This window comes from Methylocystis sp. Uni0008 (genome assembly GCF_056838045.1).
Window position 1 is genome coordinate 826,635 of the sequence record NZ_CM166370.1, and the last position, 12,173, is coordinate 838,807.

Below are 12,173 nucleotides of genomic sequence, written 5' to 3' on the forward strand. Positions count from 1 at the left end.
TCAAGCCTTATCCCTGCGGACGGCTCGCCTGCGCCTGGCGCCCGCCGCCATTGGCGCGCCGCTTGCGCCCGTCGAGAGGCGCCCCTGGACGCTTTCCGGCGGGACGCTGCCCGTCGCGCCGCGGATGCTGCGCGCCGTTTCGATGCGGCGCGGGCGACTGAGGCCCCCTCGGCGCCCGGCGCGCCGGCTCGTTATCGTCATGGCGGGCGTCTGCGCTTCGCCGGTCGGTGAAGGCGAGCGTCTGACGCGTCAGCTTCTCGATGGCGCGCAGCAGCGGCCGCTCGCCATTGTCACAGAGCGAAATCGCCCTGCCGGTCGCGCCGGCGCGCGCGGTGCGGCCGATGCGATGAACATAGGCTTCCGCGACCTCCGGCAGTTCGTAGTTGACGACATGCGTCACGCCGTCGACGTCGATGCCGCGCGCGGCGATATCCGTCGCGACAAGCACGCGCGTGCGGCCCTTGCGGAATGCGTCGAGCGCGCGCAGGCGCTGGCTCTGGCTTTTGTTGCCGTGAATAGCGTCGGCCCCGACGCCGGCGCTCTCCAGATGCTGCGCAACGCGATCGGCGCCGCGCTTGGTGCGCGTGAATACGATGGCGCGCGAGATCTCCCGGTCGCCCAGCAGCTCCAACAGCAAGTCCCGCTTGGCGTTGCTGGCGACAAGATACACATGTTGCGCCACGCGCTCGGCGGTGGTGGCCGCCGGCGTCACCGACACTTTGACGGGATCGCGCAGCATGTCGTCGGCGAGCGCGGCGATTTCCCGCGGCATCGTCGCCGAGAACAGCAGCGTATGCCGCTGCTTCGGCAGTTTCGCGACGATCTGGCGGATCGGAATGATGAATCCGAGATCGAGCATATGGTCGGCTTCATCGAGCACCAGCGCCTCGGTCGCCGCAAGCTTCAGCCTGCCACTGGCGATATGGTCGAGAAGCCGTCCCGGCGTCGCGACGAGCACGTCGAGGCCGCGCGCCAGCATGTCGATTTGCGGACGATGCGACACGCCGCCGACGATGACGCCGACGCTCGGACGGAAGAACTGGCCATAGGCCCGGAAACTGTCGGCGATCTGCGTCGCGAGTTCGCGCGTCGGCGCGAGAACGAGCGCGCGTGCGGTGTTGGGCGCCGGGCGACGCCGGTCGGCAAGCAGCCGGTGCAGGATCGGCAGAGCGAAGGCCGCCGTCTTGCCGGTGCCGGTTTGGGCCACGCCGAGGAGGTCGCGTCCCTGCAGGAGAGCGGGAATCGCCTGCGCCTGGACCGGCGTCGGCGTCGTGTAGCCTTCACGCGCAAGCGCGCGCAGCAGGATCTCGTTCAGGCCGAGATCTGAGAATGTGGTCACTTCAGTCGTTGCTTTCAGTTGTCGATTCGAGCCACGACGACCGCGCGCAGAAAGTCGCGCAGTCCTGGCCAAAAAAGAGTCGGCCCCGCGTAACGGGCCTCGGCGTGGGAAAGGGGGCGCTCGACAGCTCGTCGACGGATACGTCGACCATACGCGGCTGGAGCGCCTCATGCTGCGGCGCAGCGCAGCCTTCATACAGGAGCGCAGCGGCAAGGTCAAAGCAAAACCGCGCCGGCGCCGCCCGCGACAACTCGCGCCCGCGCTCCTATAAGCGGTCGCGCGACGCCCAGATGGATGAAGCTCTATGAACGCCTTTGCAAATTTCGACGGCGCGGAAATTCTCAATACATTTTTGTCGCTGCTCGTGGCGCTGGTTCTGGGGACGGCGATCGGCGCCGAGCGCCAGTATCGGCAGCGCACGTCCGGACTGCGCATCAACGCGCTGGTCGCCCTCGGCGCGTCGGCCTTCGTCGACCTCGGCATGCGGCTCACAGGCAATGACGGGGCGACGCGGGTGCTTGCCTATGTGGCTTCAGGCGTAGGCTTTCTCGGCGCCGGCGTCATCATCAAGGAAGGGATGAACGTCCGCGGGCTGAGCACCGCGGCGACGGTTTGGTGTTCGGCGGTGATGGGCGCCTTCGCGGGCGCCGATCGGCCCGCGGAGGCTTTCGTGCTCGCCGGCTTCGTGCTCGCCGGCAATACGCTGCTGCGGCCGCTCGTCCGTCTGATCGAGCGCGCGCCGATCGACGAGACCGCGACGGAGGCGGTTTTTGAGGTCCGCGTCGCCGCGAGTGAAACTAGACGAGACGCAATACGCGATCAGCTGATCGAATTGCTCGAAGCCGCGTCCTATCCGATCCGGGACATCGTCGAGAACGAACGCGAAGACGACGTCGAAATCGTCGCCACTCTCGCAACGACGAGCGCCACCGGCGCACAGCTCGACGCCGTGGTCGAATCGCTCGCCGCCCTCGCCGGCGTCTCCCACGCGACCTGGTCCTCGCGCACGAGCGATTGAGAGGGGCGCCGCGAGATCGCGTCGTGGGTCAAAAATGTGAATCTCAGCCTGTCACGCAGAGCGGACGTTTTCCGCCGAAGCTTGGGACGGCTCGCGGCTTGGACTGCTCTTCCGCCGGCGCGCCACATGGCCTAATGGCTACCCAAACTTTCCTTCCCGGGTCCCCTGCACACATGATTCGTCTCGAAAACATCGGCAAACAGAACGGTCACCAGATCCTCTTCATCGAGGCCTCCGCGACGCTCCTTAAGGGCGAGAGAGTTGGCCTCGTCGGTCCCAATGGGGCCGGGAAGACGACGCTCTTCCGGATGATCGCGGGACAGGAGAGCCCCGACGAGGGACAGGTGGCCGTCGACCGGGGCGTCACCATCGGCTACTTCAACCAGGACGTCGGCGAGATGTCTGGCCGCAGCGCCGTCTCCGAGGTGATGGACGGCGCGGGTCCGGTAAGCGCGGTGGCCTCCGAGTTGAAGCAGCTGGAGGACGCCATGGTTGATCCCGACCGGGCGGGCGACATCGAAGAAATCATCGAGCGTTACGGCGAGGTGCAGGCCCGCTTCGAGGAACTGGACGGCTACGCCCTGGAAGGCCGCGCGCGCGAAATCCTCGCGGGCCTGAGTTTCACTCAGGAGATGATGGACGGCGATGTCGGCGCGCTGTCCGGCGGATGGAAGATGCGCGTGGCGCTTGCCCGAATCCTCATCATGCGTCCCGACGCCATGCTTCTCGACGAGCCGAGCAACCATCTCGACTTGGAAAGCCTGATCTGGCTGGAGGAATTCCTCAAAGCCTATGAGGGCGTGCTGCTGATGACGTCGCACGATCGCGAATTCATGAACCGCATCGTCACCAAGATCGTGGAAATCGACGGAGGCGCGCTGACGAGCTATTCGGGCGATTACGTGTTCTACGAGCAACAGCGTGCGCAGAGCGAGAAGCAGGCGCAGGCGCAGTTTGAGCGTCAGCAGGCAATGCTCGCCAAGGAAATCAAGTTCATCGAGCGGTTCAAGGCGCGCGCGTCGCATGCCGCGCAAGTGCAGAGCCGCGTGAAGAAGCTCGAGAAGATCGACAAAGTGGAGCCGCCCAAGCGCCGTCAGACGATTTTGTTCGAATTCCCGCCGGCGCCGCGCTCCGGCGAGGACGTCATAACCTTGAAGAACGTGCACAAGAGCTACGGCGCCCGCAGAATCTACGAGGGACTGAATTTTCAAGTTCGCCGCAATGAGCGGTGGTGCGTCATGGGCGTCAACGGCGCGGGCAAGTCCACGCTGCTGAAATTGGTGGCGGGCTCCTCGCTGCCGGACGAAGGCGCGGTCGCGCAGGGCGGCAGCGTAAAGATGGGGTACTTTGCGCAACACGCCATGGAGTTGCTGGACGGCGAACGCACCGTGTTCCAGTCGCTGGAGAACTCCTTCCCCCAGGCCGGACAGGGTTCGCTGCGCACGTTGGCCGGCTGCTTCGGCTTCTCCGGCGACGACGTCGAGAAGAAATGCCGCGTATTGTCGGGCGGCGAGAAAGCGCGTCTCGTCATGGCCCAACTGCTTTACGACCCGCCGAACTTTCTCGTGCTTGACGAACCCACGAACCATCTGGACCTGGCGACCAAGGAGATGCTCATCACAGCGCTGTCGCACTATGAGGGCGCCATGCTGTTTGTCTCGCACGACCGGCGCTTCCTGGCGGCGCTATCCAATCGGGTGCTGGAGCTTACGCCCGACGGCGTTCACCTCTATGGCGGCGGCTACACGGAATATGTGGCCCGCACGGGCCATGAGGCTCCCGGTCTCCGAAGCTGACGACAGCACGGCCGGCGACAGAGTTCGCGCGGCCAGAATACCGGTCGAGGACCAACAGTTCCGACGACGGACGTTAGTCGCTCAGGATCTCGAAGCCAGCCAGGAGATGAGTCAGCGGCCTGGCGCGGGTCTACGCCCGCAGCTACACTCCCCGCTTCTCGCCCGAACCCGCCGTTCAGAGCCCGCGCCTGGCCGAAAAGGTGGGATATTTGTCCTTGCCGCAACCTGAGGCGGGCGTGAAGATCGCGCCATGGACAAGGACTTTTCACGCACCTTTGACGACGGTCACTTCCGGAAAATCGGGTTTCTCGTCTACCCGGACTGCCAGAGCCTTGATCTTAGCGGACCGTTCGAAACGTTCCATTGGGCGAACCTTATGTTGAGCGTGCTAAGAAAGCCGCCGACCTACCACTCCGTCGTGATCGCTCAAGCGGCCGGACTTGTCCCGACGATGTCCGGATTGCAGATCTTCGCCTCCCACAGCTACAGCGAGATGGTTGAGGGATTGGACACTTTGGTCGTGGTTGGCGGGAGTGGCTGCGAAGCGGCCGTCAAAGACTCCATGCTGATCGATTGGGTGCGGTCAATTGCTCCCAGGACACGCCGGATCGTTTCGATTTGCACTGGCGCAGCGGTTCTCGCAGAAGCGGGCCTCCTAGATCGTAGACGCGCAACAACGCACTGGGTTTATGCGGACCAACTCGCGAAGTCGTATCCGTCAATCGAAGTCGACTCGAGCCGCATCTTCGTCCGCGACGGAAACGTCTACACTTCAGGGGGGATTACAGCCGGCATCGACCTCGCCCTAGCTCTGGTGGAGGAGGATCTGGGTAGGGAAGCGATGCTGGGCGTCGCGCGCGCGCTGCTCGTATTTCCGAGGCGACCGGGCAGTCAATCGCAGTTCAGGGGCCATACGAGCGTATGGGAGAAGCCTTTACGAGCGGATGTCAGCGAACTTCAGACATGGATGTTGGCTCATCCCGAGGCAAACCTGAGCGTTCCCGCGCTCGCTGATCGCATGGCGATGAGTGAGCGCAGCTTCTCGCGCCTGTTCCGCAGCGAGACTGGTCAGACGCCGGCGGAATTCGCCGAACGCGCGCGCGCGGACGCAGCGCGCGCCAAGCTTGAGCACACGAAATCATCGATCGAGGTTATTGCCATGGAATGTGGTTTCGGAAACGCCGAACGGATGCGACGCACCTTTCAGCGCCTTTTCGACGCCAGTCCAGCTGACTATCGCGCGCGCTTCCGATCGACGCTAGACGCCTGACTCAGTCGCGCAGGCTGATTTCGGCGCAACGGTTTCTTTTAACCCGAACCGTCCAGAACATGGGAGGATCCCGTGCGCATTCTCTTTTTGACTTCCGCGCATAATAGTCTCAGCCAGCGGCTCCTTGTCGAACTCGCCGAACGCGGGCACGAAATTCGGGTGAAGGTTGTCGCGAGTGGCGCGCAGATGATCGAAGCCGCCGAGCGGCATGCTCCGGATCTGATTGTCGCGCCGATGTTGAAGATCGCGATTCCAACTGAGGTTTATACCCGCACGAGATGTCTGATCGTGCATCCGGGCATCAAAGGCGACCGAGGACCATCGTCGCTCGATTGGGCCATCGCCAACGACGAAAAGGCGTGGGGCGTCACCATTCTGGAGGCCGCCGAGGATTTCGACGCGGGCCCGATTTGGGCGTCTTACGAATTCGCGCTCGAATCCGATCCGCCGAGTAAGAGCAGTCTCTATCGCGGCCCGGTCACTGAAGCCGCTCTCCGCGGCGTGCTGGAAGCGATCGCGCGGATCGAGACGGGTGAGGTTCAATCCGGGGGCTGGCGTCCGGAGCCTCTCTGCGCGGCCATGTGCTACGCGCGCGGCCGCCTGCGCCCGCCGATGAAGCAGGCGGACCGTTCTATTGATTGGGAAAAGGACTCGTCGGCGACGATCATCAGGAAATTGCGCGCCGCCGACAGCGCCCCGGGCGTTCTGAGCAAACTGCTGGACATAGACTGCTTTCTGTTCGGCGCTCACGCAGAGGATCGCCTTAGGGGAGCGCCTGGTCAGATCATTTCGCGCCGTGATGGCGCGATCTGCATCGGCGCCGTCGATGGCGCTGTCTGGATTTCCCATCTGAAGGCGAAGAGCGATCAGGCGCACAAGGAAATCTGCCGCCTGGCTCAGATCGGCGTTGGCTGCGAACGATGCGCTGAAGAATTCTGCGCCGCGTCCGGCATCAAGTTGCCTGCAACTCAGGTGTTGGGTCCGCTCCTTCGCGACACGCCGGACACGCCGCTGGCTATCGATGCGCCCGACGACCATTGGACTTTCCGGGAAATCGTCTATCGGGAAGAGGACAAAGTCGGCTATCTCTCGTTTGATTTTTACAACGGCGCGATGAGCACGGCGCAATGCAAGCGTCTGCGCGACGCTTTCCTTTACGCCCGCTCGCGCCCCACCAGAGTCATCGTGCTGCTCGGCGGACGCGACTTCTGGTCGAACGGCATCCATTTGAACGTGATCGAAGCGAGCGCCGATCCGGCTGAAGAGTCATGGCGGAACATCAACGCCATGGACGATCTGGTGCATGAAGTCATCAACACCATGTCGCATGTCGTGATCGCGGGAATGCGTGGCAACGCCGGCGCAGGCGGCGCGATTCTGGCGTTGGCGGCCGATCAGGTTTTTGCTCGTCCCAGCGTCGTTCTTAATCCTCACTACCGCGGCATGGGCGAACTCTACGGTTCAGAATATTGGACTTATCTGCTCCCAAAGCGCGTCGGGCAAGAAAAAGCGCTGGAGCTTACGCAGGGTTGCCAACCGCTCGGCGCGCAGAAGGCTTGCGAGATCGGCTTTCTCGATGAGGTCTTCGGCGAAGACATAGAAATGTTTGAGAAAGAGCTGAGGCGGCGCGCCATGGCGCTAGCGCAGGGACCGGATTACGGCGCGCTGTTGGTGAAGAAACTCCAGCGGCGGCTGGAGGACGAATTGGCCAAACCACTGGCGAGTTATCGCGACGAGGAGCTCCAGTGGATGCGGGTCAATTTCTTTGGTCCTGATCCCGCTTACCATGAGGCCCGTCGGCGCTTTATCTTCAAGGGCGCTCCGCCGATGCCCCCTTCGATTGCACATACGTCGCCCTCCCGACCGGCCGACGAGCAGTCGGCGATTTGGGCCAGCGCGCCCGAGCGTCTGGTTCGCCAGCTCCAACCGGTACGGCCATGGGAGGATGATCGCGAGTCGTTCCCCCTTGCCCAGGCATGGACGGATCTGCTGCAGGTCACCATTCGGCGGCTCTTCGCCGTGGCGCGCTGACGATGGCGAACCGAGGGTAGCGGAAAATCCGGGCGAAACAGCCGAAAGGTTTTTTGCGCTGATGCGTCGCCGGCAAGACTGCTCGCCAGCGCCGCCAGGGTTCCTTCCCGCGTCTAAGGGAATCAATCGCTCCGCCCCCCCTTCTTCGTCTTGCTCCTGACTCTTTTCCCGCTTAGCGTTTCGCCCGAGTGCCGGTCGATTCGTCGAGTCAGCTGTCGCGAACGCTGTCAAAGTTCGCGCTTCCGAGGGATCAGGAAATGGATCGGGACACGCTCAGCGACATCGTCGAATCCGCCCCATTGGCGGATGAAGCAGCCGAATATCGCAGCTCCTCCGCCACCGCCGACAAAAACGCGTTCAGCGCGCCGGCGCAACTCGTCTGCCAGGGAAAGCACCGCTTCTACGCTCTGGTGCTGCCAAGCAGCCTGCTCGCCGAAACCTGCACGGTCGAGCCGCGCGTCGAGAACCCGGAGGAGGGTTTCCAGCGCCTGCTCGACGAAAAGCGCGCCAAATCCATCGCGCGCTATATCGACGCCGGATTCGGAACGGTTCCCGGCGCCGTCGTGCTGTCGGCGCAGTCGCGCGCGCATATGCATTATGATCGCGCCACCGGCGTCCTCGCCTTTCGCAAGGACCCGCGCGCGTTCCTGATCATCGACGGGCAGCACCGCGTGTTCGGCTTCAAGCTGGCGAAACACGCCGTCGACGTGCCGGTGGTGATCTACAACAAGCTGAAGCGCTCGGAAGAATGCCGGCTGTTCATGGACATCAACACCAAGCAGCGGCCGGTGCCCAACGAACTGCTGCTCGACATCCGCCGACTTTCGGAAGTCGAGACGCAGGCCGACGCCCTGCTGCACGACGTCTTCGATCTTTTCCACACGCGCGACGACAGCGCTTTAAAGGGCCTGCTGAGCCCGGCGGAGCGGCGCAAAGGAACGATTTCGCGCGTCACCTTCAACGCGGCGCTGCGCTCGATCAAGGGCGCGTTCGTCGATGCGCGCGCCGAGGAAGTCTATGCGGTGCTCAACGGCTACTTCCGCGCCTGCCGGCATGGCCTCGGTTTGCACAACGCCGACGAGCAGATCGCGCATCCGGCGCTGTTCAAGGCGCTGACGCTGCTGTTCACCAATGTCGCCGAGCGCGTAGCTGACCGCCATGGCGGGAAATATTCGGTGGCGAACTTCGAGGATGTGCTCATCCCATTCTTCAAGCGATTGAAGAAATCGGATCTGCCGCGCGCCGGCATGAGCCATGTCGCGCTGCATGAGCACTATGGCAAGGCGCTAAGCGCCGGTTTCCTGATCAAACAGTGGCTCTTCTCGTGAGGAGAACGGATCGACGGTCGTTTCCATGTCGACGACGCTGCGCGTGGTGAGGCCGTGCTCCGTCTTCTCCCAATGGAAGGGACGCCGCCAGAGTTCGTAGAGCGCACGCCAGGCGGCGATGCTCAGCATCATCAGCCATAGCGGCAGATAGATCAGCGCGCGACGGAGCCGCGTCAGGCTCCGCCGGCGCATGCCGATGGCGAGCGGCAAAATCAGGGAGATCGCTCCGGCGACCGCCAGAAAGCACCACAGCGTGCTCAAAGCGATGTCCAGCGGACCAACCGGCGACAGCAGCGCCCCGAAAATCGCGTCATATGTCACGCGCGCCGCCAGCAGCGGGCCCAGCAGAGGACCGAACAATCCGCTGGCGAACATGGCGAGCACTGCGAACGTGCGCCGGGCGCCGAGCTCGACGAAAAGCCGCACAGGCCTGCGGCAGTGCACGATGAACGTCTGCAGCCAGCCCTTGAACCAGCGCGTGCGCTGTTTCACCAGGGCGGCGAAAACCGCGGGCGCCTCTTCGAAGGTTTGCGAGGCGAATGTCCTCACCTCAAAGCCCGCGCGCGCCAGACGCAGGCCGAGATCCGCGTCCTCGGTGACGTTGAAGGCGTCCCAAAAGCCGATGTCCCGCAAAGGCTCGATGCGGAAATGATTGGACGTGCCGCCAAGAAAGAGCGGCAGTCCCATCGCGGCCAGGCCTTTATTGAAGACGTCGAAGAGCGCTGCGTATTCCAGCGCGAACATCGCGGTCATCCAATTGAGACCGCCGTTGTCGATGGCGAGGCTCGCCTGCAGACAGGCGACGTTCGGCGGCAGAGCGGCGAACAGCGTCGCCGCGCGGCGCAACTGGCGCGGCTCGGGCAGATCTTCCGCGTCGAACACGGCGACGAGAGATCCGCGGGCCAGCGGCATGGCGACATTGAGCGCGCGCGGCTTGGTGCGCGGCGCGCCCTCGGGGGCGACCACGATCTCATGCGGCGCATGCGGCGCGTGCGCCCACAGCGCGGCGGCGGTGGAGTCGTCGTCGGCTTCGATCACGAATTTCACGTCGAGCTTCGCTCGCGGATAATCGAGACGGTCGATCGCGCGGGAGAGTTGATTGGCGACCGCAGCCTCCTGGTAGAGCGCGATGACGATCGTGTAGATCGGCAGTCGCGCATCGCTCTCGAGCGGTTCGGCGTCCACGGCTTCCTGAAAGCTCGCCGCGCTGGCGAAAAGCCGCAGAAAAACGCCGCAAAGGAAAGCGCCTGCCAGGAGCAAGGCGGACGCGATGCGCAGAAAGAAGACCGGAGCGAAAAGGCTCGCCGACAGTCCGACCAGAGCGAGGAGCAGCCAGCCGACCTGTCCCCGACGAAGGCCGCCGCGCGCACACAAGTCCCTGTCGACGCGCTCGACCAGAAACGCCGCGTCGCGGGCGGCGTTCGCGGGATCTGCGCGGCGCACCGCCTCCAAAAACCGCGTCCGCGTGGTGATAGCGAAGAGCGACCGGCCTCTTGCGGCGCGGCGCGCGCTCATCAAGCGAAACACGCCGCTGCCGCTCGGCGCGAACAACCACAGCACGCCGCTCGACGCGTCGCGCACCCGCGCATAGCCGCATCCGGCTGTTGCAAGGCCAGAGGCGCTGACGTCGACAGGACTGTCGATGAAGTCGACGTCGAGATGCTTCGCCAGCGCTCGGTAGTAGACGTCCTCGGAGACGAGCCCTTCGGCGAGCAGCGCCTCGTCGGCGCAGACGCCCTGTCTGCGCGCCGTCGCTGCGGCGAAGTGCAGCACCTGTTCCGGCACGCCATGCGCCGAAAGGAAGGCGATTTCGACGGGAACGGATCGTGGCGCGGTCTCGCCAGACGGCGGAGGCCCCCGAATGGTCGCTGAGTCAGTAAGCGCCCGGCGTCTTAAAGGCTGAGGAAGATCGTCCTTGATCTGCGAAGCGGCGGAAGCAACACTATCGATCGGAACGAAATTCATGCAATAAATCCGGCAAGCGCAAGCAGCCTGCGAGCGACTATCGACCTCCAGCAAGGGCCACGCAATAATTTTATGCGTCGTTTCATGAAGCCGCGCCGATCCGCTCTCGTCGCCACGATTCGCTCCGCGCTGGCCGCCCTGCTCGTGACGTCCGGCGTCGCGGCCGCGGCGACTGATGGCGTTCCGCCCGCGCCGCAAGCGCCGGCCGCCAACGCGCCCTCGTTCTGGGACCCCAACCGCACCCCTGAAAAGCCCGACATTTCGGGATTGCGCCAGATCCGCTTCGTGACCGAGGACGACTACCCGCCGTTCAATTTCCTGCTTTCGGATGGGCAGGTCGCGGGCTTCAACGTCGATCTCGCCAGAGCGATCTGCGTCGAACTCGACATCCCCTGCACCATCCAGCGCCGGCGGTGGGATCTGCTCATTCCCTCGCTGAACGACAATAGCGGCGACGCCATCATCGCTTCCCTCGCGATCAACGACGAGACTCGAAAACAGGCGGATTTCTCTGGACCTTACATGCTGACGCCCGGTCGTTTCGTCATGCAGGCCGACACGACTTTGAAATCGGCGTCGCCCGCCGCCCTCGTCGACCGCCCTGTCGCAGTGGTCGCGGGCTCGCGGCATGAGGCTTTTCTCAAAGCCTTCTATCCGCGCTCGACGCTGGTGACGTTCGAGACGCCCGCCCTGGCGCGCAACGCATTGAAAAACGGCCGCGTCCAAGCGCTTTTCGGCGACGCGATCTCGCTTTCTTACTGGCTGAACGGCGCTGAGGCGGCGGGCTGCTGCGTCTTTCGGGACGGGCCTTTCACCGATCCGAAATATTTCGGCGAGGGCGTCGGCATCGCCGTGAAAAAAGGCAATGTGCCGCTGCGCCGGGCGCTCGACTATGCGCTCTCCCGGCTGGCGCAGCGCGGCGTCTTCGCCGAGCTTTACTTGAAATATTTCCCCGTCGGACCGTTCTGAGCCTGGCCGCCCAGCAACAGGGCGATGGCGTCGCGCGCGCGTCCTATCGCTGATCCTAGAATCTCCGATTTCTCGGCGGCGCGAGGATCGCCGCTGCGCAGCGCCTGTTCATAGGCCTCCGCCGCATGGCCGACCGCGAAGGCGCCCACCGCCCGCGCCGAACCCTTTATGGTATGAGCGAGAGCGATCCGCCAATCGGAGTCGCCGAATGCGGCCGGCGTCCGCAAGCGCGCCGCAAATTGACCCGCCTGCGCGTCGAAGAGCGCCAGCAGCTCCCGTTCGAGATCATGGTCGCCGAAAGTCTGTCGGGAGAGATGGACGAGGTCGATGGGGGACTCCACGTCGACGTCCGAAAAAGGCTGCGGCTGAGCTTCGCAGTTCGAAAAGGTCGAGTCCGCCAGTTTCGCCATCCCCATTCCTAATTCCCCTTGATATCTACCGCAAAGCCGATCGTTTT

The 12,173-nt window shown here is 64.0% G+C and carries 9 protein-coding genes; 6 read left to right on the plus strand and 3 right to left on the minus strand.

Going from position 1 to position 12,173, the window contains the following annotated elements:
- Positions 1-7 precede the first annotated feature (7 nt).
- Positions 8-1,339: a DEAD/DEAH box helicase gene (locus AC0X69_RS04170; RefSeq protein ID WP_482611577.1), complete on the minus strand. Its 1,332-nt coding sequence runs from the start codon at positions 1,337-1,339 to the stop codon at positions 8-10.
- Positions 1,340-1,643: 304 nt separating this feature from the next.
- Here AC0X69_RS04170 and AC0X69_RS04175 point away from each other — a divergent pair, with 304 nt between their 5' ends.
- From AC0X69_RS04175 to AC0X69_RS04195, 5 genes are all read left to right on the plus strand, one after another.
- A complete protein-coding gene (locus tag AC0X69_RS04175) occupies positions 1,644-2,357 on the plus strand; it encodes an MgtC/SapB family protein (RefSeq protein ID WP_482611579.1) in 714 nt (237 codons plus the stop codon).
- 173 nt (positions 2,358-2,530) lie between these two features.
- Positions 2,531-4,153, plus strand: a complete 1,623-nt coding sequence (locus AC0X69_RS04180) for an ABC-F family ATP-binding cassette domain-containing protein (protein ID WP_482611581.1) — start codon at positions 2,531-2,533, stop codon at positions 4,151-4,153.
- Between the two features lie 250 nt (positions 4,154-4,403).
- On the plus strand, positions 4,404-5,423 hold the full coding sequence (locus AC0X69_RS04185; protein WP_482611583.1) for a GlxA family transcriptional regulator: 1,020 nt from the start codon (positions 4,404-4,406) through the stop codon (positions 5,421-5,423).
- 72 nt (positions 5,424-5,495) lie between these two features.
- Entirely contained in the window at positions 5,496-7,454 is a 1,959-nt protein-coding gene (locus AC0X69_RS04190; protein ID WP_482611585.1) for an enoyl-CoA hydratase-related protein, read from the plus strand.
- 257 nt (positions 7,455-7,711) lie between these two features.
- Entirely contained in the window at positions 7,712-8,782 is a 1,071-nt protein-coding gene (locus tag AC0X69_RS04195; RefSeq protein ID WP_482611587.1) for a DGQHR domain-containing protein, read from the plus strand.
- Here the strand turns inward: AC0X69_RS04195 and AC0X69_RS04200 are convergent.
- Complete coding sequence (locus tag AC0X69_RS04200) at positions 8,741-10,747, minus strand: glycosyltransferase (RefSeq protein WP_482611589.1); 2,007 nt, start codon at positions 10,745-10,747, stop codon at positions 8,741-8,743. The two genes, AC0X69_RS04195 and AC0X69_RS04200, sit on opposite strands and share 42 nt — an antisense overlap.
- A gap of 72 nt (positions 10,748-10,819) precedes the next feature.
- On the opposite strand from AC0X69_RS04200, the gene AC0X69_RS04205 reads away from it, so the two are divergent.
- Positions 10,820-11,716, plus strand: coding sequence for an ABC transporter substrate-binding protein (locus AC0X69_RS04205; protein WP_482611591.1), 897 nt, complete (start codon positions 10,820-10,822; stop codon positions 11,714-11,716).
- On the opposite strand, the gene AC0X69_RS04210 is transcribed toward AC0X69_RS04205, so the two are convergent.
- On the minus strand, positions 11,683-12,126 hold the full coding sequence (locus AC0X69_RS04210) for an Hpt domain-containing protein (protein ID WP_482611593.1): 444 nt from the start codon (positions 12,124-12,126) through the stop codon (positions 11,683-11,685). The two genes, AC0X69_RS04205 and AC0X69_RS04210, sit on opposite strands and share 34 nt — an antisense overlap.
- Positions 12,127-12,173: the final 47 nt, after the last annotated feature.

Bases quoted from the DNA above. Each gene is read 5' to 3' on its own strand.
- AC0X69_RS04195 (WP_482611587.1), top strand. From the start codon at position 7,712: ATGGATCGGGACACGCTCAGCGACATCGTCGAATCCGCCCCATTGGCG.
- AC0X69_RS04180 (WP_482611581.1), top strand. From the start codon at position 2,531: ATGATTCGTCTCGAAAACATCGGCAAACAGAACGGTCACCAGATCCTC.
- AC0X69_RS04205 (WP_482611591.1), top strand. From the start codon at position 10,820: ATGCGTCGTTTCATGAAGCCGCGCCGATCCGCTCTCGTCGCCACGATT.
- AC0X69_RS04185 (WP_482611583.1), top strand. From the start codon at position 4,404: ATGGACAAGGACTTTTCACGCACCTTTGACGACGGTCACTTCCGGAAA.
- AC0X69_RS04210 (WP_482611593.1), bottom strand. From the start codon at position 12,126: ATGGCGAAACTGGCGGACTCGACCTTTTCGAACTGCGAAGCTCAGCCG.
- AC0X69_RS04200 (WP_482611589.1), bottom strand. From the start codon at position 10,747: ATGAATTTCGTTCCGATCGATAGTGTTGCTTCCGCCGCTTCGCAGATC.
- AC0X69_RS04175 (WP_482611579.1), top strand. From the start codon at position 1,644: ATGAACGCCTTTGCAAATTTCGACGGCGCGGAAATTCTCAATACATTT.